General features: G+C 73.0%; 23 protein-coding genes and 1 pseudogene. 14 read left to right on the top strand and 10 right to left on the bottom strand.

Features of this window, described 5'->3' with window-relative positions; translation table 11 throughout:
- Window positions 1-60 precede the first annotated feature (60 nt).
- From ACFWJO_RS16975 to ACFWJO_RS16955, 5 genes are all read left to right on the top strand, one after another.
- The gene (locus ACFWJO_RS16975) at window positions 61-453 is read left to right on the top strand and encodes a hypothetical protein (RefSeq protein ID WP_386865794.1); all 393 of its coding nucleotides are present in this window, start codon (window positions 61-63) and stop codon (window positions 451-453) included.
- 128 nt (window positions 454-581) lie between these two features.
- Window positions 582-1703, top strand: a complete 1122-nt coding sequence (locus tag ACFWJO_RS16970) for a hypothetical protein (protein ID WP_386865792.1) — start codon at window positions 582-584, stop codon at window positions 1701-1703.
- Window positions 1700-2929: a toxic anion resistance protein gene (locus ACFWJO_RS16965; RefSeq protein ID WP_386865790.1), complete on the top strand. Its 1230-nt coding sequence runs from the start codon at window positions 1700-1702 to the stop codon at window positions 2927-2929. Before ACFWJO_RS16970 ends, ACFWJO_RS16965 begins: the two co-directional genes overlap by 4 nt.
- Window positions 2926-4548: a substrate-binding domain-containing protein gene (locus ACFWJO_RS16960; protein WP_386865788.1), complete on the top strand. Its 1623-nt coding sequence runs from the start codon at window positions 2926-2928 to the stop codon at window positions 4546-4548. Before ACFWJO_RS16965 ends, ACFWJO_RS16960 begins: the two co-directional genes overlap by 4 nt.
- Complete coding sequence (locus ACFWJO_RS16955) at window positions 4535-5134, top strand: hypothetical protein (RefSeq protein ID WP_386865786.1); 600 nt, start codon at window positions 4535-4537, stop codon at window positions 5132-5134. The genes ACFWJO_RS16960 and ACFWJO_RS16955 overlap by 14 nt, the downstream gene beginning before the upstream one ends.
- Window positions 5135-5286: 152 nt before the next feature.
- Here the strand turns inward: ACFWJO_RS16955 and ACFWJO_RS16950 are convergent, their stop codons facing one another.
- A complete protein-coding gene (locus tag ACFWJO_RS16950; protein WP_386865784.1) occupies window positions 5287-7110 on the bottom strand; it encodes a phosphoenolpyruvate carboxykinase (GTP) in 1824 nt (607 codons plus the stop codon).
- A gap of 196 nt (window positions 7111-7306) precedes the next feature.
- Between ACFWJO_RS16950 and ACFWJO_RS16945 the strand changes: the two genes are divergently transcribed.
- Together ACFWJO_RS16945 and ACFWJO_RS16940 are read left to right on the top strand one after the other, a co-directional pair.
- Window positions 7307-7999 (top strand): hemolysin III family protein, encoded by a 693-nt coding sequence (locus tag ACFWJO_RS16945; protein ID WP_384418820.1) that lies wholly within the window; start codon window positions 7307-7309, stop codon window positions 7997-7999.
- Between the two features lie 18 nt (window positions 8000-8017).
- On the top strand, window positions 8018-8641 hold the full coding sequence (locus ACFWJO_RS16940) for a TetR family transcriptional regulator (protein ID WP_386865781.1): 624 nt from the start codon (window positions 8018-8020) through the stop codon (window positions 8639-8641).
- On the opposite strand, the gene ACFWJO_RS16935 is transcribed toward ACFWJO_RS16940, so the two are convergent.
- Genes ACFWJO_RS16935 through ACFWJO_RS16925 form a run of 3 tightly spaced genes read right to left on the bottom strand, consistent with a single transcriptional unit; the run spans window position 8595 to window position 10819 of the window.
- A complete protein-coding gene (locus ACFWJO_RS16935; RefSeq protein WP_386865779.1) occupies window positions 8595-9638 on the bottom strand; it encodes a glycoside hydrolase family 26 protein in 1044 nt (347 codons plus the stop codon). The genes ACFWJO_RS16940 and ACFWJO_RS16935 overlap by 47 nt on opposite strands.
- Before the next feature lies 1 nt (window position 9639).
- Window positions 9640-10296 (bottom strand): vitamin K epoxide reductase family protein, encoded by a 657-nt coding sequence (locus ACFWJO_RS16930; RefSeq protein ID WP_386865777.1) that lies wholly within the window; start codon window positions 10294-10296, stop codon window positions 9640-9642.
- 19 nt (window positions 10297-10315) lie between these two features.
- Window positions 10316-10819: a DUF5949 family protein gene (locus tag ACFWJO_RS16925; protein ID WP_386865775.1), complete on the bottom strand. Its 504-nt coding sequence runs from the start codon at window positions 10817-10819 to the stop codon at window positions 10316-10318.
- Between the two features lie 150 nt (window positions 10820-10969).
- Here ACFWJO_RS16925 and ACFWJO_RS16920 point away from each other — a divergent pair, with 150 nt between their 5' ends.
- Together ACFWJO_RS16920 and ACFWJO_RS16915 are read left to right on the top strand one after the other, a co-directional pair.
- Window positions 10970-11389, top strand: a complete 420-nt coding sequence (locus ACFWJO_RS16920) for a tyrosinase family oxidase copper chaperone (protein ID WP_386865773.1) — start codon at window positions 10970-10972, stop codon at window positions 11387-11389.
- Window positions 11373-12239 (top strand): tyrosinase family protein, encoded by an 867-nt coding sequence (locus ACFWJO_RS16915; protein WP_386865771.1) that lies wholly within the window; start codon window positions 11373-11375, stop codon window positions 12237-12239. The genes ACFWJO_RS16920 and ACFWJO_RS16915 overlap by 17 nt, the downstream gene beginning before the upstream one ends.
- A 66-nt stretch (window positions 12240-12305) precedes the next feature.
- Here ACFWJO_RS16915 and ACFWJO_RS16910 read toward each other — a convergent pair whose 3' ends face one another.
- The 6 genes from ACFWJO_RS16910 to ACFWJO_RS16885 all read right to left on the bottom strand — a co-directional run bounded on the left by ACFWJO_RS16910 (window position 12306) and on the right by ACFWJO_RS16885 (window position 16911).
- A complete protein-coding gene (locus ACFWJO_RS16910; protein WP_386865769.1) occupies window positions 12306-12578 on the bottom strand; it encodes a chaplin in 273 nt (90 codons plus the stop codon).
- Between the two features lie 327 nt (window positions 12579-12905).
- Window positions 12906-13403 carry a hypothetical protein gene (locus ACFWJO_RS16905; RefSeq protein ID WP_386865767.1) on the bottom strand — a complete coding sequence of 166 codons (498 nt, stop codon included), beginning with the start codon at window positions 13401-13403 and terminating at the stop codon, window positions 12906-12908.
- 134 nt (window positions 13404-13537) lie between these two features.
- The gene (locus ACFWJO_RS16900; protein WP_386865765.1) at window positions 13538-14524 is read right to left on the bottom strand and encodes an LPXTG cell wall anchor domain-containing protein; all 987 of its coding nucleotides are present in this window, start codon (window positions 14522-14524) and stop codon (window positions 13538-13540) included.
- Between the two features lie 239 nt (window positions 14525-14763).
- Window positions 14764-15045: a hypothetical protein gene (locus ACFWJO_RS16895; RefSeq protein WP_386865763.1), complete on the bottom strand. Its 282-nt coding sequence runs from the start codon at window positions 15043-15045 to the stop codon at window positions 14764-14766.
- Between the two features lie 270 nt (window positions 15046-15315).
- Window positions 15316-16395, bottom strand: a complete 1080-nt coding sequence (locus tag ACFWJO_RS16890; RefSeq protein WP_386865761.1) for a hypothetical protein — start codon at window positions 16393-16395, stop codon at window positions 15316-15318.
- 276 nt (window positions 16396-16671) lie between these two features.
- The gene (locus ACFWJO_RS16885; RefSeq protein ID WP_384423563.1) at window positions 16672-16911 is read right to left on the bottom strand and encodes a chaplin; all 240 of its coding nucleotides are present in this window, start codon (window positions 16909-16911) and stop codon (window positions 16672-16674) included.
- Between the two features lie 382 nt (window positions 16912-17293).
- Between ACFWJO_RS16885 and ACFWJO_RS16880 the strand changes: the two genes are divergently transcribed.
- From ACFWJO_RS16880 to ACFWJO_RS16860, 5 genes and pseudogenes are all read left to right on the top strand, one after another.
- Entirely contained in the window at window positions 17294-18424 is a 1131-nt protein-coding gene (locus ACFWJO_RS16880; RefSeq protein ID WP_386865759.1) for a DUF3344 domain-containing protein, read from the top strand.
- A gap of 13 nt (window positions 18425-18437) precedes the next feature.
- Window positions 18438-19583 carry a glycosyltransferase gene (locus tag ACFWJO_RS16875; RefSeq protein ID WP_386865757.1) on the top strand — a complete coding sequence of 382 codons (1146 nt, stop codon included), beginning with the start codon at window positions 18438-18440 and terminating at the stop codon, window positions 19581-19583.
- On the top strand, window positions 19580-21031 hold the full coding sequence (locus ACFWJO_RS16870; protein WP_386865755.1) for a sugar transferase: 1452 nt from the start codon (window positions 19580-19582) through the stop codon (window positions 21029-21031). Before ACFWJO_RS16875 ends, ACFWJO_RS16870 begins: the two co-directional genes overlap by 4 nt.
- Window positions 21032-21033: 2 nt before the next feature.
- Window positions 21034-22365, top strand: a complete 1332-nt coding sequence (locus tag ACFWJO_RS16865; protein ID WP_386865753.1) for an O-antigen ligase family protein — start codon at window positions 21034-21036, stop codon at window positions 22363-22365.
- Window positions 22358-22538, top strand: a pseudogene (locus ACFWJO_RS16860) (hypothetical protein); the annotation flags it as partial. The gene ACFWJO_RS16865 and the pseudogene ACFWJO_RS16860, both read left to right, overlap by 8 nt.

Genomic DNA, 22538 nt, shown 5'->3' with positions numbered 1-22538 from the left:
CTCAACTTTAGATCGATTCCAAGCTAGGATGTCTCCAGAGCTACCGCAGGAGGCCATCCCATGTACGAACCGATCCGCACGAAGTCGGTCCACCGGATGGCCGACGACGACCAGAACGGCTACCCGCACCGCTCCCGCGAGGAGGAGCTGGACATCCAGCTCGCCGGACACCTCGCCGCCCTGCTCGCGGTCACCGACGAGCTCGGCGACACGGAGGCGGGCGAGCTCATCGCCCGCCAGGTGGCCCGGCTGCGCGGCGCGCCGCCGGCCCGGCACGCGGGTCTGAGCGGCGCTCCCGCCGCGACCCTGCACCGCAAGGCGCACGCCCTCGCGGGCCGCGCCCTGGTCGTCGCCGCCTCCCGGGCCGACACGGCCGCCGCGATCCTCGCCGCCGAGCGCATGGACGCGCACACCGCGGCGCTCGCCGGGGAATCCCTGGTCAGCGCCCCCTGACGGCCCCGGTCCGCGCGGCCACCCCGCGCGGCCCGGGCGCCACCCACAGTGCCGTCGCGGTATCCCACGCTCCGGTTCCCTACCGGGATCGCCGCTTCACCTTCCGTACACCCGACTCCCCCTGGAATGTGGGTTTCCGCGAGCAACCTGCACGCGTGAGACGCATTCTGGGAATCGTCCTCGCCGTCCTGCTCCTCGGCGGCGTGGCCGCCGCCCTCGTGGTGGGCGGCGACAAGGACGACAGCGGCACGGCAACGAAGACCGTGCGAGGAGTCATCGGGTCGGAGAAGGCGGAGTTCTTCGCCGATCCCGAGGTCGTGAAGGCCCTGGCAGCCAAGGGCCTCACCGTGCGGACCGAGACCTCCGGGTCCTGGGACATGGAGGAACTGCCCCTGGAGGGCTACGACTTCGCGTTCCCGTCCGCCAAGGCGCCGGCCGACGAGCTGAAGGCCAGGCGGAAGGTGACCGCCGCTCCGCTGCGGCCCTTCTACTCGCCGCTCGTGGTCGTCGCCCACAGCGCCGCCGCCAAGGTGCTCGCCGACAACGGGCTCGCCGACCTCGGCCCCGGCGGCCGCACCGGCACCCTGCGCATGGAGGCCTATCTCGCCGCCGCGCGCGCCGACCGCACCTGGCAGCAGCTCAGGGGCTCGGCCGGACACGCCGAGCTGAGCGGCACCCTCTTCATCACCTCCACCGACCCCGTCGCCTCCAACTCCGGCGCGCTCTACCTCGCCGCCGCGAGCTACGTCGCCGACGGCGGCCGGGTCGCCGGCGACAAGGCGGCCGTCGACCGCACCGCACCGCTGCTCCGCAAGCTCATCCAGGTGCAGGGCGCCCAACAGTCCAGCTCCGACGCGCCGTTCCGGGACTTCGTCAGCGGTGTCGGCAACCCGCTGGTCCTGGTGTACGAGTCGCAGGTCGCCGCCCAGCTGATCGCGAAGCAGGAGATGGGCGACCTGGTGGTGCTCTACCCCGACACCACCGTCAGCAGCGACCACACCCTCGTACCGCTCACGGACACCGGCCGCACCCTCGGCGAACTCCTCTCCACCGACCCGGAGTTGCGCAAGCTCGCGGTCCGCCACGGCTTCCGCCCGCAGGGCGCGGCGGCCGAGTTCACCGCCGCCACCACCGGCCACACCGGCTACCTCAACCAGACGCTCACCGGAATCCGCCAGGCGCCCGTGCCCACCTCGAAGGTGCTGCACGAGATGGCGCTGCGGGCCCGCGACCAGGGGGACACCGCATGACCACACCCATGAGCCCGCCGCCGGACGCCGAGAGCCCGCTCGTCCTCACGCCTCCGGAGCCGGTCGCCCCGGTCCGCGCCGAGCAGGCCGCCACGCTCGTCCCGCTCGACGACGCCGTCCGCGCGGAGATGCACCGGAGGGCCGCCGAGTACGTCGGCTCGCTCGCCGGACTCGACGCCCGCTCCCCCGAGTTCACCGGCCGCGTCGGCGAGCTCACCGCGCTCGGCGCCGGCGAGATGCGCGCCGCCGCCCAGCAGTCCAACCGGATGCTCGACCGCACGGTCCGCTCCCTGGGCGCGGCCGGCGGCGACGCCACGGCCCGGGTCGGCGGCTCCCTCGTCGAGCTGCGCCGCACCGTCGAGGACCTCGACCCGCGCGACACGCCCGCCAAGGGCGTGCGGAGCCTGCTGTCGAAGCTGCCCGGCGGCAACCGGCTGCGCGACCACATCGCCCGGTACGCCTCCTCGCAGGACACCATCAACCGGATCCTCGACGCGCTGCGCGGCGGCCAGGACGAGCTGCGCCGCGACAACGCCGCCCTGCAGACCGAACGGGCCCGGCTCTGGGAGAGCATGGGCAGGCTCCAGGAGTACGCGGTGCTCACCGAGGCCCTCGACGCCGCCGTCGAGGAGCGGCTCGCCGCGACCTCCGACCCGGCGCAGGCCGACGCGCTGCGCGCCGACGTGCTCTTCCCCGTCCGGCAGAAGCGCCAGGACCTGCTGACCCAGCTCGCCGTGTGCGCCCAGGGCTATCTGGCGATGGACGTGGTGCGCCGGAACAACGACGAGTTGATCAAGGGTGTCGACCGGGCCACGACCACGACCGTGACCGCCCTGCGGATCGCGGTGATGCTGGCGTCCGCGCTCGACCACCAGAAGAAGGTCGTGGAGCAGGTGAACGCGCTGCGCGGCACCACGGAGACCCTGATCCAGGGCAACGCCGCCGCGCTCGCCGGCCAGTCCGGGGAGATCCAGCGGCTGGCCGCGGAGCCCGCGGTGGGCCTGGAGACCGTGCGCACCGCGTTCCAGCAGATCTACCGGACGCTCGACGCCATCGACACGTACAAGGTCCGCGCGACCGAGTCGATGGCGCAGACCGTCGACGCGCTGAGCGCCGAACTGCGCACCGCGAGCGCGCACGTGGAGCGCACCCGCGACGACGAGCGCGAGCGCGGCGACCGGAGCGGCGCGGCCGGCCGGGGCATCCTCGAAGGAGGCCGCGGATGAGACGCGTACGCAGCTCCGCACCGGTGCGGCGCCCCGCGCGCCGCCGGTTCGCGGCCGTCGCCGTCGCCGCGCTCCTCACCCTCGGCGCCGTCGCCTGCGACACCACCGGCGGGGGCGGCGGAGGCGACGGCAGGGACGCCGGCGAGGACGCCATGGAGTACCGGCCGGGCACCCTGCGGGTCCTCGCCTCCTCCGAACTCGCCGACCTGGCGCCCGTCCTGGAGGAGGCCCGCAAGGCCACCGGCGTCACCGTGCGCCCCACGTACGCCGGCACCCTCGACGCCGTCGAGCGGATCGCCTCCGGCGAGGCCGACAAGCAGTACGACGCGATCTGGCTGTCGTCCAACGACTATCTGCGGCTGCGCCCGGACGTGGCCCGCCGCATCACCGGCGAGACCCCGGTGATGACCTCGCCGGTCGCCTTCGGCGTGCGGCCCGCCGCCGTCGCGCGGCTCGGCTGGGACCCGGGCAGGGTCACGTGGGCGCAGATCCACCGGGCCGTCGCCGAGAAGAAGCTCACCTACGGCATGACGGACCCGCTGCGCTCCAACTCCGGTTTCTCCGCGCTCGTCTCGGTGGCCTCCGGCCTCTCGGGCGCGCAGGCGGCGCTCACCGAGAAGGACGTGCGGGCGACGAGCCCGAAGCTGAAGGAGTTCTTCGCCGGGCAGAAGCTGACCTCCGGTTCCTCCGGCTGGCTCGCCACCGCCTACGGCCGGCGCACCGACGTCGACGCGCTGGTCAACTACGAGTCGGTGCTGCTCTCGATGCCGGAGAAGCTGACCGTGATCCGGCCGGCCGACGGCGTGGTCACCGCCGACTATCCGCTGACCTCGCTGACCGCCGCCCGCCCCGAGGCGAAGGACGCGGCCCGCCGGCTCGCCGCCCATCTGCGCACGCCGGCCGCGCAGAAGCTGATCACGGACCGGACGCTGCGGCGCCCGGTGGTGCCCGGCGTCGCTCCCGAGCCCCGGCTCGGCACCGAGCCGCGCCGGGAACTGCCCTTCCCCGGCAGCAGGTCGGTGGCGGACGGACTGCTCGACGCGTACGACAACACGCTGCGCCGGCCCTCGCGCACGGTCTACGTCCTCGACACCTCCGGCTCGATGGAGGGGCGCCGCCTCGAACGGCTGAAGGCGGCGCTCGTGGAACTGACCGGCGACTTCCGGGACCGCGAGGAGGTCACGCTGATGCCGTTCGGTTCGTCGGTGAAGAACGGCGAGGTCACGACCCACACCGTGGACCCGGCCTCGCCGAAGGCCGCGCTCGACGCGATCCGCGCCGACGCGAACCGGCTCTCGGCCTCCGGCGGCACGGCGATCTACTCCAGCCTGAAGGCGGCCTACGGGAAGCTGGGCACCGCGCCGGACGACACCTTCACCTCGATCGTGCTGATGACGGACGGCGCCAACACCGACGGCGACCCGGCCGGCGCCTTCGATGCCTTCCACCGCGACGAGCTGAGCCCGGCCCAGCAGCGGATTCCGGTGTTCCCGATCCTGTTCGGCGACTCCGACCGGGCCGCGCTCGACCACATCGCGCAGCTCACCGGCGGCAGGCTGTTCGACGCGAACCAGGGTTCGCTCGACGGGGCCTTCGAGGAGATCCGTGGCTACCAGTGACCTGCTGAGGGCGGCCCTGCGCTACGCCGAGTCCCGCAAGAACATCGCCGGCTGCGCGTGCGGCCTGGCCGGCGTGGGTCTCACGCTCGCGGGCGCCGGCGGCCCCCTGTGGCCGGTGGTGGTCGCGGGCCTGTACGGCGCGGGCGCGCTGATCGCCCCGCCCGAGCGCCCGCCCGCCCCGGCCTTCCCGGACCCGGCCGAGCAGCTCGACGCGCTGCGCGCGGACCTGGCGACGCTGCGCGGCTATCTCGCCGAGGTGGAGCTGCCGCCGTCCGCGCGGACCCGGCTGGCGGAACTCGACGGCCTGGTGGGCGCGCTGCTCGAACCGGGCTGGGTGAGCGATCCGGAGCAGGTGCGGATCCTCGCCCGCGCGGTGCGCCAGGACGTGCCGGAGGCGGTCGACGCCTTCGTACGGACGCGGTGGTGGAACCGGGTGGTGCCGGGTGCGGAGCCGCCGGAGCGCCATCTGGAGCGGCAGCTGGGCGCTCTGCACGAGGAGGCCGCGGCGATCGCCGACGCGCTGCGCGAGGCGGAGGAGCGGCGGCAGGAGACGCACACCCGCTACCTGGAGGACCGGGGCCGCTGAGGAGTCCGCCGAGGGCTCCCGGACGTGCGCCGGCCCCCGGAGCCGTGAGGGGGCTCCGGGGGCCGGATGCGTCGTGACGGGCCGTCGTGACCCCAGCTGGTCAGGGCGGAAATCGGGGCAACCCGTCACGAGTTCATGGTGCTGTCAGAGGCTCAGCCCAGGCGCTCGACCAGCGCGCGGTACTCGTCCCACAGCTCCTTCGGGGTGTGCTCGCCGAAGGTCTCCAGGTGCGCGGGGACCAGGGCGGCCTCCTCGCGCCAGACCTCCTTGTCGACGGTGAGCAGGAAGTCCAGGTCCTCGGCGGACAGTTCCAGGCCGTCGGTGTCCAGGGCGTCCTTCGTCGGCAGGATGCCGATGGGCGTCTCGACGCCCTCGGCCTTGCCCTCGAGGCGCTCGACGATCCACTTCAGGACGCGGCTGTTCTCGCCGAAGCCGGGCCACACGAACTGGCCGTCGTCGTTCTTGCGGAACCAGTTCACGTAGTAGATCTTCGGGAGCTTCGCGGCGTCCGCGGAGGCGCCGACCTTGACCCAGTGGGCCATGTAGTCGCCCATGTTGTAGCCGCAGAACGGCAGCATGGCGAAGGGGTCGCGGCGCAGCTCGCCGACCTTGCCCTCGGCGGCGGCGGTCTTCTCGGAGGCCACGTTGGCACCGAGGAAGACGCCGTGGTTCCAGTCGAAGGACTCGGTGACCAGCGGCACGGCGGAGGCGCGGCGGCCGCCGAAGAGGATCGCGGAGATCGGGACGCCCTTGGTGTCCTCCCACTCCGGGGCGATCGTCGGGCACTGCGCGGCGGGGACGGTGAAGCGGGCGTTGGGGTGGGCGGCCGGCGTCTCGGACTCCGGCGTCCAGTCGTTGCCCTTCCAGTCGGTGAGGTGCGCGGGCGCCTCCTCGGTCATGCCCTCCCACCACACGTCGCCGTCGTCGGTGAGCGCGACGTTGGTGAAGACCGAGTTGCCCCAGAGGGTCTTCATGGCGTTGGCGTTGGTGTGCTCGCCGGTGCCGGGCGCGACGCCGAAGAAGCCGGCCTCGGGGTTGATCGCGTAGAGGCGGCCGTCCTCGCCGAAGCGCATCCAGGCGATGTCGTCACCGATGGTCTCGACCGTCCAGCCGGGGATCGTGGGCTCCAGCATGGCGAGGTTGGTCTTGCCGCAGGCGGACGGGAAGGCGGCGGCGACGTACTTGGCCTCGCCCTGCGGCGGCGTGAGCTTGAGGATGAGCATGTGCTCGGCGAGCCAGCCCTCGTCCCGCGCCATGACGGAGGCGATGCGCAGCGCGTAGCACTTCTTGCCGAGCAGGGCGTTGCCGCCGTAGCCGGAGCCGTAGGACCAGATCTCGCGGGTCTCGGGGAAGTGCGAGATGTACTTGGTGGAGTTGCACGGCCACGGCACGTCCTCCTGGCCCTCCTCCAGGGGGGCGCCGAGGGTGTGGACGGCCTTGACGAAGAAGCCGTCGGTGCCGAGCTCGTCGAGGACGGCCTGTCCCATGCGGGTCATGGTGCGCATGGAGACGGCGACGTACGCGGAGTCGGTGATCTCGACGCCGATGGCGGAGAGCGGGGAGCCGACCGGGCCCATGCAGAAGGGCACGACGTACATGGTGCGGCCCTTCATGGAGCCGCGGAAGATCCCCTTCTCGCCCGCGAAGATCTCCTTCATCTCCGCCGGGGCCTTCCAGTGGTTGGTCGGGCCCGCGTCCTCCTCCTTCTCGGAGCAGATGAAGGTCCGGTCCTCGACGCGCGCGACGTCGGTCGGGTCGGAGGCGGCGTAGTACGAGTTCGGGCGCTTGACCGGGTCGAGCTTCTTGAAGGTCCCCTTGGCGACGAGCTCCTCGCAGAGGCGCTCGTACTCGGCCTCGGACCCGTCGCACCAGACGATGCGGTCGGGCTGGGTGATCTCGGCGATCTCGTTGACCCAGGACACGAGTTCCCGGTGCTCGGTGGGGACGGTGGAGGGAGCCGCGTTGTCGCGCGCCACGATTGCTCCTTGAAGAGGGGTTTTTAGATGTATGCCCCTTGGGGGCTGCGACCCGGATGCGTCGTAGGCGCTCATCCGGTGCCGACCGCACTCATTTGATCATCCGATGGTTCTGCGCATATGTCCAGAGGGCCGCACACGTGAGCATCGCCACTCATATCCACTACTTACGATCGCGTAGGTACGATGCGGATCCATGACTGCAGTCTCGCCGGACCTCGCCACCACGGAGCAGCGCCCGGCGCTGCCGCTTCCGCTCAAGCCCAGACTCAGGGGCTGGCTGCACGCCGGAATGTTCCCCGCCGTGATCGTCGCGGGACTCGTCCTGGTCGCCCTCGCGGACTCCCCGCGGGCCCGGATCGCCTGTGGGATCTACGTGCTCACCGCCTGTCTGCTCTTCGGCATCAGCGCGCTGTACCACCGGGGGAACTGGGGGCCGCGCGGCGAGGCGGTGCTGCGGCGCCTCGACCACGCCAACATCTTCCTGATCATCGCGGGCACGTATACCCCGCTGACGCTGCTGCTCCTCCCCGACTCCACCGGACGGCCCCTCATGTGGGCCGTGTGGGCCGCGGCCGCCGCCGGCATCGCCTTCCGCGTCTTCTGGGTCGGCGCTCCCCGCTGGCTGTACACGCCCTGCTACATCGCGATGGGCTGGGCCGCCGTCTTCTTCCTGCCCGACTTCATGCGGGCCGGTGGCATCGCCGTCCTCGTCCTGGTGATCGTCGGCGGCGTGCTCTACAGCGCGGGCGGCGTGATCTACGGCATGAAGCGCCCCAACCCCTCACCCCGCTGGTTCGGCTTCCACGAGGTCTTCCACTCCTTCACCCTCGCCGCCTTCATCGTCCACTACGTGGGCATCTCGCTGGTCGCCTACAGCCACGCCTGACCAGGCACAATGACGGTCATGGCCGGAACGTCCGCGCGCCCCGCCCTGCGGGAGCGCAAGAAGCTCAAGACCCGCGCCGCGATCCGGAAGGCCACCTACCGGCTCGCGGCCGAGCGGGGCTGGGAGGCGGCCACGATCGAGCAGATCGCCGCGGCCGCCGAGGTCTCGCCCTCCACCGTCGCCCGCTACTTCCCGGCCAAGGAGGGCATCCTCCTCACCGACGACCAGGACGAGCTCCTCCTCGCCCGGCTGCGCGCCCGCCCCGCCGACGAGGACCCGCTCGACTCGCTGCGCGCCGTCGTCCTCGACGCCGTCACCGCCGCGCTGACCGCGGAGCCCGAGGAGACCCGGCTGCGGACCCGTCTCATCGTCGAGATCCCCGCCGTCCGCGCCCGGCTCACCGAGACCACCGCCGAGACCGGCCGGCTCCTGTGCGGCGCCGTCGCCGAGCGCACCGGCCACGCCCCGGACGACCTGGAGGTACGGGTCTTCACCGCCGCCGTCCTCGGCGCCCTGCGCGAGGCCACCGTCCACTGGGCCGAGCACGGCCAGGGCGACGACCTGGTCCCGCTGCTCGACCGGACCGTCGACACCCTCAAGGCCGGGCTGACCCTCCGCTCCCCCGGCCCAGCGCGCCCCTGACCACCTCGCCCGACAGCGGATTCGCCGCACACGACCACACCCCGTGCGGGCAGTAGTCGGTGAAGGTCTGGTACACCGGCCGGTGCCGCGCGAACCAGTCCAGCATCCCCCGCACGTACGCCGGGTTGTCGCCGTTGCGGAAGAGCCCCCACTCCGGGAACGACACCGGCTTGCCGTGCGCCGCCGCGAACCGAGCGTGGAAGTCCAGCCCGTACGGCTCCATGACCTGCTCCTCGAAGGACAGCCCGGCCGGCTGGTCGTAGGCGTCCATGCCGACGATGTCCACCACGTCGTCGCCCGGGTAGCAGAGCGGCCAGGCGATCGCGTCCAGGCCCCGGCTCGGCGTGAAGTCGAGCCGGAAACGCTGCCCCGGCACCTCCCGCAGCACCCCGGCCACCCGCCTCCAGTACGCCTTCCAGCTCTCCGGGTCCGGCCCGCAGCGGTGCCCGTACGTCGTGCCGTTCATCTCCCAGCCGAGCACCAGGACCGCGTCCGCGAGCCGGTGCTCCACCAGCCGCTCGCCCAGCGCGCGGAAGTGCCGGTCGAAGTCACCGGCCGCCCCGCGGCGCAGCCCCGCCCGCACCTCCGCGTCACCGAGCCCCGCCTCGTTGCGGTCGAGCAGCGGCACGTTGAGCACGAACAGCCGGCCCGGCCGCTCCTCCTTCCACCGCGCCCACGGCTCGAACAGCGCCGGATGCCCCTCGATGTTCGACCAGCGGTCGCCCGGCAGATAGGTGTGCCCGACGGTCAGCGGCTCGCCGCCCAGCCACTTCTCCACCTCGCCGATCCGCCGCACCCCGGCCTCGTCGGAACCGGTGAAGAAGCCCGACGGCACGCCGGGCAGCGGCACCGGCTCCGGTTCCGGCGCGGTCCGTTCCCCGGCGTGCCGGCCGTCCGGCGCGAGCCGGCCGTACGGCAGCAGGAACACAAGGGCGGCCGCGAGCAGCACCGTCAGTGCCACCCGCGGCCAGGTCGTCCAGGAGCGGAGGAGACGCACGTCAGCTGGTCCAGAACTCCCACCAGCGGGTCAGGATCAGCATCCCGATGATCCCGATGTGCAGGACCGGCAGCGCGAAGGTGAAGTCCGAGAGGAAGCCCTTCACGGCGGCGGGCGCGGGCAGCAGACCGTGCCGCACGTTGTGCGCGGTGGTGTACCAGAACATGGTGATCGTCGCGCACCAGGCCAGACAGCACCACAGGCACAGCGAGTTGATCTCGTACAGCGACTGCTGCATCAGCCAGGTGCAGAAGCCGACACCGAACAGCATCCCGGCGTTCAGGCCCAGCCAGAACCAGCCGCGGTAGCGGGCGCCGGCCAGGATCCCGGCGCCCACGGCGACGACGACGGCGTACGTCACGAGACCGAGCATCGGGTTCGGGAAGCCGAACACCCCGGCCTGCTCGCTCTTCATGATGTTGCCGCAGGAGACCACCGGGTTCAGGCTGCACCCCGGCTGGAACCCGGGGTCCTCCAGGAGCTTGAACTTGTCGATGGTGATGACCCAGCCGGCCAGCACACCGGCCGCGCCCGTCACCACGAGCAGCCAGGCGAAGGCCCGGCTCGCGCCGGTCCCCGCTCCGCCCGCGCGCTCCGACTCCTGCTGCTCCTGCTGCCTCTGGACCGGCACCCCGCCCCGTACGTCCGCCGTCGCCATCAGGCCGCCCCCTGTCCGCTCAGCCCTGGATCCGGCTCACCGGCACCGCGACGTGGCCAGCGGTCCGCACCACGTTGTCGTCGGTGACGAAGGCCTTCAACTCGGCCTCCGTGACCGGCTGCCCCGGCTGCGCGGCCGACCACGGCAGGAGCGGGATCATCAGGATGACGTGGCCGGTCTCGTACGCCGCCTCCTGCCACTCCGTGGACACCGGGCACTGCGCGTTCATGAACGGCAGGGTGAGCACGGCCCGCTGCGCCTCGACGAGCAGGTGCGCGCCGATCCCGCGCTCCTTGCCGGCGTCGACGACGTCGCCGCCGATCGGCACGCCCATGCCCTCCAGGGTCGACCGGAGCTCCGCCGCGCCGGCCTCGGCTCCGTGCTCGCCGTCCCCGATCGAATACACCATCAGAAAGGGGGTCGCGGGCATGTCATCGGTGGGTCCGAGGACCCAGGAGATGACGGTGAGCGTTCCCATCGAATGGGCGCTGTGCGCCGCGGGCAGGACATTGGAAGTGGTCATGGAACCGGATGCTAGGGGACGAACACCCGTCACCCTCCGCCGAATTCACTCATTCGGCCGACATTCCCTCCACCGGCATTTCCGGCGCAACGAACCGGGGCTTTCCTCGTTGTGCCCATAGGGCATCAAGCCGACCTCAGGAGATCATTCATGATCGTCCCGCGCCGCGTGGCCTTGCGGTCCCTCTTCGCACTGGCCGTGACCGCCTTCACGGGCGGCGCACTGGCCCGTATCGGCACCGCGCCGCCGTCCTCCGGGGACCCGCTCGCCGGGGACGCGCCGTCCTCGGACGGGCCGTCGGCCTTCGACGAGATGTACGGCGGCCGGCACATCCGCAGCCTGCCGGGGCCTGCGGGCGAGCCGGTGGTCCTCGTCGACGGACGGCCGCTGCACCTGATGCGCTGCGCCGACGGCGGCTGGGTGACCCCGGTCTGCCACTACGAGTCCTGTCCCACGCCGCTGGCGGCCACCCGCGCGGCCGTGGACGAACTGGGGTCCGCCCCGCTCAGCCGCTACGCCGCCGGTCACGGCGGCCATCCGGGAGGGAGCCCGCGTGGCGTACACGCGTAAGAACCAGCGCGATCTGACCAGCGCCGAGCGGAAGCGCTTCGTCTCCGCCGTCCTCGAACTCAAGCGGACCGGGCAGTACGACGACTTCGTCCGCACCCACATCGACCACTACGTCGCCGACGGCGAGGGCAAGCTGCGCGTCGCCCACATGTGCCCCAGCTTCCTGCCGTGGCACCGCAAGTTCCTGCTCGAGTTCGAGCGGGCACTGCGCCGGATCGACCCGTCGGTGACGGTGCCGTACTGGGACTGGACCCGGGACAACACCCCGGCGGCCTCCCTGTGGAGCGAGGACTTCATGGGCGGCAACGGACGCCGCGGCGACTACCAGGTCATGACCGGCCCCTTCGCGTACGCCGGCGGCCGCTGGACCGTACGCCACGGCATGACCGAACAGGCCTTCCTCAGCCGTGACTTCGGGCGGCCGCGCGACCCGATCACGCTGCCGACCGCCGCGGACGTCGACGAGGCGTTGAACGAGCGGACGTACGACACGGCGCCGTGGAACTCCACCAGCCGCTCCGGCTTCCGCAACCGCCTGGAGGGCTGGGCGCAGGGCCAGGGCAACGACCGCTTCCGGCTGCACAACCGGGTGCACCGCTGGGTCGGCGGCCTGATGCTCGGCGGTGGTTCGGTCAACGACCCGGTCTTCTGGCTGCACCACGCCTACGTCGACCTGCTGTGGTCGCGCTGGCAGGCCCGCAACCCGTCCGCGGGCTACCTCCCCAAGGAACCGCCGCCGCTGGGCGATCCGCAGTACCGCAAGGTCGCCGCGCTGAACGAGCGGATGGGTCCGTGGAACGTGACCCCGGCGGAGCTGACCGACCACAGCGACATCTACCGCTACGCGTGACGGCGTCCCCCCGGCCCGTGGTGCGGGCCGGGGGGACGCCGGTGTGTCGTACTGCGGGGGCGGAGATCAGCCGCCGTAACCGCCGTTGTCGTGACCGCCGTCGACGTTCGCGCACTGGTTGCCGAAGGCCGGGTTGATCAGGCCGACGATGTTGACGGTGTTGCCGCAGAGGTTGACCGGGATGTGGACCGGGACCTGCACGACGTTGCCGGAACCGACGCCGGGCGAGTGGGCGGCGACGGCCTCGGCGCCGGCGTCGGCGACGGCCATGCCGGCCCCGCTGAGGGCAACGGCACCGGTGCCGGCGAGAACAGCGGCAGCCTTCGCGATGCGAGACATCAAGAACTCCTTGAACGGGGAAAGCGACCGCGAGAATCACGGCCACACGTGTCCTTCAACGGCGAAAGCGCGCACGAGTCACGGGCATTGCGCCGAAAGAGAGCAGAGAAAACGCAGAATCGGAAGAGATGGCCCGCGGATCATCGTCCCGCCCGCCGTCGGATACGACGGAGCGGACCGTGAACCGCGGGCCGCGGCCATGCGACAAGCCTTCTGTTGCAACGAGCGGAGCCCCCTCGGGTGGCGGGAAGAATCGTGTCTTCACCCCGCCGGGCCGACGCTCGCGCACCAGAACCATCGAAGGGCCGGGCGACGAGGACCGGAAGGTCAGGGAGCGAGGCCGAGCTGCGGGTCGAGCGCGCCGTTGAGCGCCGGGGTGAGGACACCGACCTGCGGGACACCGAGCTCCGGAAGACCGAGCCCGTTCCCCTTCGGCGCGGCCAGCGCGTTGCCGACGGTGGCGCCGGGGGTGACGGCCTTCATGTCGGAGCGCGGGCTGGTGACCTCGGCCGTGCCGGGCTCGCTGCCGCGCAGCACCTCCGGCAGCGGGGCCGCGACGTCGGTCTCCGAGAGGGTGCTCTCGAGCGGGATGCGGGGCAGGGTGAGGTCCGGCAGCGCGCCGACGCCCTCGTGGAAGCCGGTGGGCGCGCCGGGGATCGGCGTGGGTACGCCGGTGGCGACCGTGGGGGTGTCCATCGGCAGCACGGGGTCGAGGCCCTGCAACGGGACCACCACGGGGGCGTCGGCGGCGGCCGGGGAAGCCAGGGCCGCCGAGGCGAGGGCGGCGGCGAGGATTCCCAGACCGGCGTGAGATCGCAGATTCATGTCCTGCAAACGAGTTGCGGGGCCGATACGTGACGGGATTCCCCTGAGTGCAGCAACACGAGGCCCCCACCGGTGAGGGCGGGGGCCTCGGTTGACGTGCCGTCAGCGCGGTCCGTCGTCGTGCGGTGCTGCCGTCAGTCCCGGGAGCGGACCAGTCGCCCGCCGCGCAGGTACATGACCGTGCCGCCGATCAGGAGCGCGGCGCTGATGGCCGCGGCCCCCATGACGGTGGCGGAGTCGCTGCCCGTGTCGGGCAGCTCCGGGTGCTCCCCGCCGGGGGTGCAGTCGGGGCCGTTCTCGCCCTCCTCGCACTCGCCGGGCGGGTTCTCACCGGGAGTGCAGTCCGGACCGGTCTCGCCCTCCTCGCACTCACCGGGCGTGCAGCCCGGACCGGTCTCGCCTTCCTCACACTCACCGGGCGGGGTGGTGGGCGGAGTGGTGGGGGGAGTGGTGGGCGGAGTGGTGGGGTGGTCGGGCGGGGTCGTGGGGTGGTCCGGGGGCGTGGTGGGGTGGTCCGGCGGGGTCGTGGGGTGGTCCGGCGGGGTCGTGGGGTGGTCCGGCGGCGTGGTGGGGTGGTCCGGCGGAGTGGTCGGGTGGTCCGGCGGCGTGGTGGGGTGGTCCGGCGGGGTCGTCGGGTGGTCCGGCGGCGTGGTCGGGTGGTCCGGCGGAGTCGTCGGGTGGTCCGGCGGGGTCGTCGGGTGGTCCGGCGGGGTGGTCGGGTGGTCCGGCGGCGTCGTGGGGTGGTCCGGCGGAGTCGTCGGGTGGTCCGGCGGAGTCGTCGGGTGGTCCGGCGGCGTGGTCGGGTGGTTCGGCGGGGTCGTCGGGTGCTGCGGAGGGTTGCCGCCCTCGTCGTCCCCGTAACCGTCGGGCTCGTCGTCATCGTCGCCGGCGGAATGCACCGCCTGGTGGCAGATGTCGGCGACCGCCGCGGCCAGCGCGCCCAGCGCCGCGTGGTCGCCGCAGACGTTGCCCGGGACGGGGAGCCGCATGTGCTGCCCGGTTTCCGGGCCGGGCGAATCCCCCGTGGCGGCCACGGCGCTCAAGGCGAATCCGCCGGTGAGCGACAGGATGCCCGTCGCCGCGGCGGTGGTGAGGATTTTCCTGCTGATGATGGATCGCATACCGCTCTTCCTCTGGGACAGGAGAACCGGCGAGGATCCCCCCTCGCTCCGTCCGGCCCGTGTTCCACGCCGTCCGAGTGCGTGGGAATGGCGCGAGCGTAGGGACGTGGACCGGGCGGAGACCCGGGGCAACACGGCACACAATCCGAAAATCATTCAATCGGACGCCGAATGAGGGCAAAGGTGCGGCCCTGGCGATGACGCCAGGGCCGTTCACCCCACAAAGGTCTGACCGAGCGTCAGCCACCCAGCGCGTTCGCGCCCAGCGGCAGACCACCGAGCAGCTTGGAGCCGCCCTCGCCGGCCTGGTTCAGCTGGCCCGCGGTGTCCGTGACGGTCTGGACGGGCGAGCCGTCCGTGGTGCTGCTGAGGGCGTCCGTCGTCAGCCCGCCGCTCGTGAGCGAACCGAGTCCACCGTCCAGGCTGGTGGGCACCATCGAGCCTGCGGCCATCGCGGGCGCGGCGACGCCCAGGGCCATCACAGAACCGGCGACGGCCGCGGCAACCTTGGTGGGCTTCATGAAGAGGATCCTTCCATCGTTTTCAATTCGCTTGCCGTACAGGCCTCTTGAATGATTCCCGTACGTCGTTCCGCCTTGGGTAACGACGGGTTCGCCGCCCGGAAACTCCGGGAGCCGGCTTTTCTCGACACTGCACCCGAAGGAATGGACCCGGTGTGATTGCCCGATGGAATGCGCGGGGCGGCGCACGACGGCGCGCGCGAACGCGCCCGTGCCCGCCCAGGAGTTCCTGGACGGGCACGGTCCGGGGGCGTGTCGCCCGGCGCCTGACTAGCGCACCGGCAGCGGCGGCTTGGCCGGCAGCGCGTCCGTGGAGACGGGCGGCTTGACGGGCAGCGCGTCCGTCGAGACGGGCGGCTCGGCCGGCAGCGCGTCCGTCGGAAGCGCCGGCAGGGTGGGCAGGCCGGCCAGGTCCGGGGCCGGCAGGCCGCTGCCGAGCACGGTCGCCACGGCGAGGTTCACCAGCGAGGTCAGGGTCGAGGTGACCTGCGAGACGACGCCGGTGGCACTGCCGGAGGTGACGGTGGCGAGCAGGTCGGCGACCGCCTTCTGGATCGAGGCGAGCGCGTCGCCGATGACGTCGGCGGGCGCAGCCGCCCGAGCTCCGGCCGCGACGGGCAGCCCTGCGGGCGTGGTCACGGCAGAAGTGACGGGCGACGTGGCGGGCACGGTCACCGCGTCCGTGACGGGCTTGGCCGCCACGTCCGTAGCGGGCTTGGCCGCCACATCGCTGACCGGCTTGGCCGCCGCGTCCGTCGCCGGCTTGGCCGCCGCGTCCGTAGCGGGCTTGGCCACCGTGTCCGTCACGGGCGTGGCCGCCACATCGGTGACGGGCTTGGTCACCGCGTCCGTCGCCGGCTTGGCCGCCGCATCAGTGACGGGCTTGGCCGCAACATCGGTGACCGGCTTGGTCGCCGTGTCCGTCGCGGGCGGCGTGACCGGGGTCTCCGCCGTCGGTGGCCTCACCGGGGTCTCCGCGACAGGCGGAGTGGCCGGGGTCTCGGCCGCGGGGGTCTCGGGAAGCGGGGGCGGGGCGGCTTCCTTCGCCGCGGCGATGGCGGTGTCGATCTTCGCCTTGAGGGCTTCGGCGTCGGCCGCGGGGAGCTGGCCGTCGTCGGCCTTGAGGGCCTTGGTGAGCAGCTCCGTCACCGGGGCGGTCACACCGCCGAGGTCGCCCAGGGCCTTCGTCTGGGCGAGGAGCGCGGCCGCGTCGGGCAGGGGTGCCTGCGCGGTACGGCCGGTGGTGCGGGAGGGGCGGAGTTCGTCGGCGACGGCGGGTCCCGCCATGCCGAGGGTGATGGCGGCGGATATCGCCAGGGCGGTGAAGCGGCGTGAAGCGAGGGGACGCATGCGTGTTCCTTTTTCTTATGCGTCGGACAACAGCTCTGCCACCGTGCCTGCGGATATAGCGCTGCGCAATCGGAGAACTACTGAGCGCCACGTCTCCGTTCGAGTGAATCCACCCTTCTGACCTGCCCCTCACAGGGGCGTGCGCCGTTGCACCGGACGGCGCACGGGGGTGCGTCCGAACGAGTCACCACTCACTGGGCAGACGGCGAAGGCCGGCGCGCCGACCCTGACGGGCGGCGCGCCGGCCTCGGAAGGACCACGATCCGGCGTGCGAGATCAGGCGTTGACGCAGGTGTTGCCGAAGGTCGGGTTCAGCGCGCCGATGAACTGCACGGTGTTGCCGCAGACGTTGATCGGGACGTGGACCGGGACCTGCACGACGTTGCCGGACAGCACGCCGGGGGAGTGCACGGCCGCGCCGTGGGCGCCGGCGTCGGCGGCGGCGACACCGGCGGCACCGGCGACGGACGCGGCGGCACCGACGGACAGAGCGACAGCCTTGGCGATACGGGACATGGAGAACGTCTCCTCGATCGATTTCCAACTCGGACGGCGCGGACGGTTTTGCCCGGCTGCTTCAACAACGCCCCCGGATTTCATCGGTTGCTCTCCCGAACGGGTGACGTTCAACCGATCTTTGGGCCATAGGAGGGTCATTCGAGTGACTGACCCCAGAAAGGCGCAACACGCTCAACGAGGAACGTGCCGTTTGGATACGGAAGTTAGCGTTTGTGAGCATCTAATGCTTACTATCGCCCGTCGCGGGGGTTATAACGTTCCCGAACGTTGCTTCCGGTCCCGTCGCGCGTTCATCCATTTCGCGCGGCCGACATCTCCCTCCCCTCCCCCGGTCTCCACGGGTCTTCCCTTCCTTCTCTCATCAAAGCGGAGAACCTGTATGCGGAATTCAGCGGTTCATGCCGTTCGTCGGGGTCTGTTGTGTGCCGTGTCGTGCGCGACGCTTTCCGCCGCGCTCCCGGCAGCTTCCGCCGTCACGCCCGCGACCGCGCCCCGGCCGGTCGCGCCCCAGCCGAAGGAGGCCGCCCGGCTCCCCTTCACGCCGCGGTACGAGGCGACCTTGCACGGTGGGGTCGTGCGGGCCGCCAACTCCTCGGCGACGGGCGCCACCGGCGCGGAGTCGGTCAACGACGGCGCCACCATCGCGTACGTCGACGTCGACAGCGATCCCAACACCTACAACTCCAGCCGGGCCGAGCTGCGCGTTCCCTCCGGAGCCCGGGTCAGCTGGGCCCGCCTGTACTGGGGCGGGAACCTGCGCGTGGGCGAGCAGAAGCCGCCCGCGGACAACGGGCGGGTGCTGATCGCCGAGCCCGGCGGTCAGTACAAGGCGGTGCTCGCCGACAGCACGATCGGCCACCGCACCGCCGACGGCGCCGACGCCTTCCAGGCCTCGGCCGACGTCACCGAGCTGGTCCGTTCGGCCCAGCCGGGCCTGTGGACGGTCGCCCAGGTGAACGTCGCCATGGGCCGTTCGGCCGTCGGCGGCTGGGGCGGCTGGACGCTGGTCGCGGCGTACGAGAAGGCCGACGAGCCGCTGCGCCGCCTCGCCGTGTGGGACGGGTTCGAGGCGCTCGGTCCGAAGAACCGGGAGGTCTCGGTCCCGCTCGCCCTGGGCGCGGACCGCATTCCCCAGGGTGCGGACGGCCGGCTCGGAATCGTCGGCTACGACGGCGACCGGGGGACTTCCGGGGATTACCTGGCCGTGGAGACCGCCCTGGCCAAGAGCGTCACGCGCAGCGTGATCTCCGATTCCGCGAATTCCGCGGACGACGTGATGAACTCCAGCATCACGGAATCGGGAACAAGTCGGATGGAACGACTGCCCGCTCATCAGAACACCCTGGGGTACGACTCCGACGTCTTCGATCTGCGGGGGGCGCTGCGCCATGGGGCCGATCGTTTCCACATCCGCCTCGGGAGCCCGGAGGACGCCGTCTGGCTCGGCGCGCTCTTCCTCCAGGCCGACCTCGAACCGAACCGCCGCGACCTGGCGGACGCCCACGACTGACCCCCGGCCGGACGTGCTGCACGCGGTGCAGCCCGGTGACGGCGGGGTCGCCCGGGTCGTCACCGATCTGGTCCGCGGACAGCTCGCCGCGGGCCTGCGGGTCGCCGTGGCCTGCCCGCCCGGCACCGAACTCGCCGCCGCCGTACGGGCGGAGGGCGCCGACGCGTACGACTGGCGGGCCGGGCGGGAACTCGGCCCGCGGCTGGCCGGGGAGACCCGCGAGCTCGCCCGGCTGCTCCGTACCGTGCGCCCCGCCCTGGTCCACGCGCACAGCGCCAAGGCAGGGCTGTGCGCCCGACTCGCCCTGCGCGGACGGGTTCCGACGGTGTACCAGCCGCACGCATGGTCCTTCGAGGCGGTCGAGGGCACGACCGCGGCGCTCGCCCGGCGCTGGGAGCGCTGGGCGGCCCGCTGGACCGACCGCGTGCTGTGCGTCAGCGAGGCCGAGCGCCGCACCGGCGAGAGCGCCGGGGTGCGCGCCGCCTGGTCGGTGATCCACAACGGTGTGGACGCCACGCGCTTCACGCCCGAGGGCGGTCCGGCCGAGAGCGGTCCGGCCGCTCCGGTCCCGGGGCCCGCCGGCGCGACCGGCGGGCCGCTCGTCGTGTGCGTGGGCCGGCTGTGCCGGCAGAAGGGCCAGGACGTGCTGCTCGACGCCTGGCCCGCGGTGCTCGCCGCGGTGCCGGACGCGCGGCTCGTGCTCGTCGGCGACGGCCCTGACGCGGAGCGGCTGCGGGCCGCCGCCGGGCCGTGGCCCTCGGTGCGGTTCACCGGGGCCGTCGCCGACCCCGCGCCCTGGTACCGGGCCGCCGACCTGGTCGTCCTGCCGTCCCGCTGGGAGGGCATGGCCCTCGCGCCGCTGGAGGCCATGGCCAGCGGCCGGCCGGTGGTCGTCGGCGACGTGGACGGGGCGCGGGAGAGCCTGCCGCCCGGTCACGAGGCGCTGTGCCTGGTCCCGCCCGAGGACCCGGCCGCACTCGCCGCCGCGCTCGGCCGCCTTCTGGGCGCGCCCGGGCTGCGGCACTCGCTGGGCCGGGAGGCCCGCGAGCACGTACTCAGCAGATTCGATGTGCGGCGCACCGGCGCGGCCGTCGCGGAGCTCTACCGCGAACTGGCCGGAGTGCGGTGCACGGAGCACAGAGAGCCGATCGCACAGTGACTACCGAAAGCACCAGCGTTCCTCCTTCGTCGGGTCCCTGGCCCTCGGCCGGCCAGTTCCCCGGTCTCACCTCCCTCGCGTCGCCGCGCGCGGGCTCCGACCGGCTCGCGCTGCCGGCCCGCCGGCCGGCCCGGACGCGGTTCGCCGCCGTGCCGCTGGTCACGGCCGACGTGCTCGCCGTCCTGCTCGCGACCGCCGTGCAGGCCTCGGCGCACCGACGCTGGGAGCTCGCGCTGCTGGTCGCCGGTCTCGTGGTGCTGCTCGACGGCCGGGCCGGGCTGCACCGGCCTTCGGCCGTGCCCGTCGGGGTCCTCGACGAGGTGCCGGCGCTCGCCGCCCGGGCCGGCGTGGCCTGGAGCGTGACGGCGGCCGCGGTCGCCGCGTACGCCCCGGCGCTCGCGATGGGACCGCTGCGGCTCGCCGCCGCGTACGCGACGCACGTCCTGGCCGTTGTCGTGCTGCGCGGGTTCGTGCACGGGCGCCGGCGGCGGGCGGCCCGGGCGCATCCGCGTTCGGCGCTCGTGGTGGGCGCGCCGGGCCCGGCGCGGCGGTTCGCCGCGGCGCTCGGCCAGCACCCCGAGTACGGCATCCGTCCGGTCGGGATCGTCGGTCCGCGGCCGGACGGCGAGCGGGGCCAGGGCGGCGAGCCCGGACTGCCGGTGCTGACGACCGCCGAGGAGATCCACCGGGCGGTCATCCAGAACACGGTGCGCGACGCGGTGCTGCTCACCGAGGACGAGGGCCTGGTGACGCTGTTCCAGCAGTACGGCTGCACCACCTGGCGGGTCGGCGGCGAGCCGTCCGGCGAGCCGATGGCCGACCACCTGTGGGGTTACGGCTGCCGTCGTCTGGTGCCGCTCGGCGAGCGGCGCGGGCTCACCGCGAAGCGCGTGCTGGACGTGGCGCTCGCCGCGCCCGCGCTCGCGCTGGCGCTGCCGGTGCTGCTGCTGTGCGCGCTGGCGGTGCGGATCGCGGACGGCCCCGGGGTGCTGTTCCGGCAGGAGCGGGTGGGCCAGAACGGCCGTCTCTTCACGCTGCTGAAGTTCCGTACGCTCAAGCCGGCCGACGAGACGGAGTCGGCGACCCGGTGGAGCGTCGCCGACGACCACCGGATGAGCGCGGCCGGGCACTTCCTGCGGAAGACCTCGCTCGACGAGCTGCCGCAGCTGTGGAACGTGCTGCGCGGCGACATGAGCCTGGTCGGCCCGAGGCCCGAACGTCCGTACTTCGTCGCCCAGTTCAGCCGGGTGCACGCGGGGTACGCGGCCCGGCACCGGATGCCGGTGGGGCTCACCGGACTCGCCCAGGTGCACGGGCTGCGCGGGGACACCTCGATCGAGGACCGCTGCCGCTTCGACAACCACTACATCGACCACTGGTCGCTCTGGCAGGACGTGTGCATTCTGCTGCGCACGGCGGCCGGGCTCGTGCGACCGACGGGAAGCTGACGATGACCACGGCGACGGGAACGGCCGTGACGGTGCCGGCCGGCATCACCGGCGCGGGCGTACGGGACTGGGCGCGGCGCGCCGGGGCGCTGTCCCCGGTGCTCGCGGTGGTCGCGCTGCTGCTCGTGCCGGGCGGCGGCGGTGGCGCCCAGGGCGGAACGGGCGGATCCGGCACGGTCGCTGACGCCGCGTCAGGCCTGCTGGTGCTGATCTGCCTGGTCCGGGTGGTACGGAGCGGGGCCAGGCCGCTGAGCCGGGCGGCGGCCGTCGTGTTCGGCCTGCCCGTGTTCGGCGTCTGCCTGGCCGCGATCACCTCGCACGACCCGGGCGCCAGCCTGCCGGGCGTCGCCCGCTACCTGCAGATCTTCGTGCTCGTGCCCGCTGCCGTCCTCCTGACGATCCGCGACCGGCGCGACTTCGCCGTCGTCGCCTGGGCGCTGGTGGGCCTCGCGCTGCTCGAGGGCGGGGTGGGCGTGGTGCAGTACCTGACCGGCACCGGCGCCTCGTACCAGGGCGAGGACATCCGGGCGGTCGGCACCTTCGGCGCCACCGACGTCATGGGCATGGCCACCGTCGTCTCGTACGGCCTGGTCGTCGCCACCGGCCTGGCGCTGGGCGGCCGTGCGGGCCGGGCCCGCACGGCGGCCCTGGTCTGCGCGGGCCTCCTCTTCCTCCCGCTGGTGCTGTCCTTCAGCCGGGGCGCGTGGATCGCGACCGTCCTGACCTGCGGCATCCAGCTGGCCCTTTCGGGGCTGCGGCGGGCCGGACGGGTCGCGCTGGCCGCGGCGGCGCTCGGGGTCGTCCTGGTGGGCGGCTTCGGCATCGGCGGGGAGATGGTCAAGGAGCGCGTCGGCAGCATCACCCAGGTCACGGCCGCGCCCGACCAGTCCGTCACGGACCGGTACACGATGTGGGCGGCCGCCGGCCGGATGTGGAGCGGCGAGCCGCTGACGGGCGTGGGCCTCAAGGGCTTCCCCGCGTACCGGGACTCCCACGCCTCGCTGGCGCTGTCCTCCGGCAGCGACACGGCGGGCGCGGGCGCGGGCTTCGCGCGCCAGCCGCTGCTCTCCCCGCACAACATGTACCTGCTGGTCCTCAGCGAGCAGGGCCTCATCGGCCTCCTGGCCCTCGCCGGCGGCTGGGTCGCCCTGCTGGTCGCGGCCCTGCGCCGGCTCCGTCTCGGCCCGGACTGCGCGCTGGTCGCGGCGGGCCTGCTGTCCTGGCAGCTCGTCGACTTCTTCTACGCGGACATCGGCGGCCCTTCGACGGTCCTGATGTCCGTCGTCTTCGGCCTGGCGGCCTGGTGGTCCCTGGCGGAGGTGCGCCGTGCGTGACCCCTGGGACACCTCCCAGGACGCCACGGACGCACCGGGCGCGGCGAGCAGCGAGCACGGGCCCGCCGCGCGCCGCCGCGCCATCTCCGGCGAGGGACCGGCGCCGTACGGCTCCGGCGGCACCGCGGACCCGGCGCCCGGCCGCGAGCCCGGCGCCCGGCCGCCCGCGGACG

The sequence above is a fragment of the Streptomyces sp. NPDC127092 genome (genome assembly GCF_042722475.1).
In the GTDB taxonomy this organism is placed as follows: Bacteria; Actinomycetota; Actinomycetes; order Streptomycetales; family Streptomycetaceae; genus Streptomyces.
The sequence above is the reverse complement of the archived record's forward strand: the minus strand, read 5'-3'. Positions and strand labels throughout refer to the sequence as shown.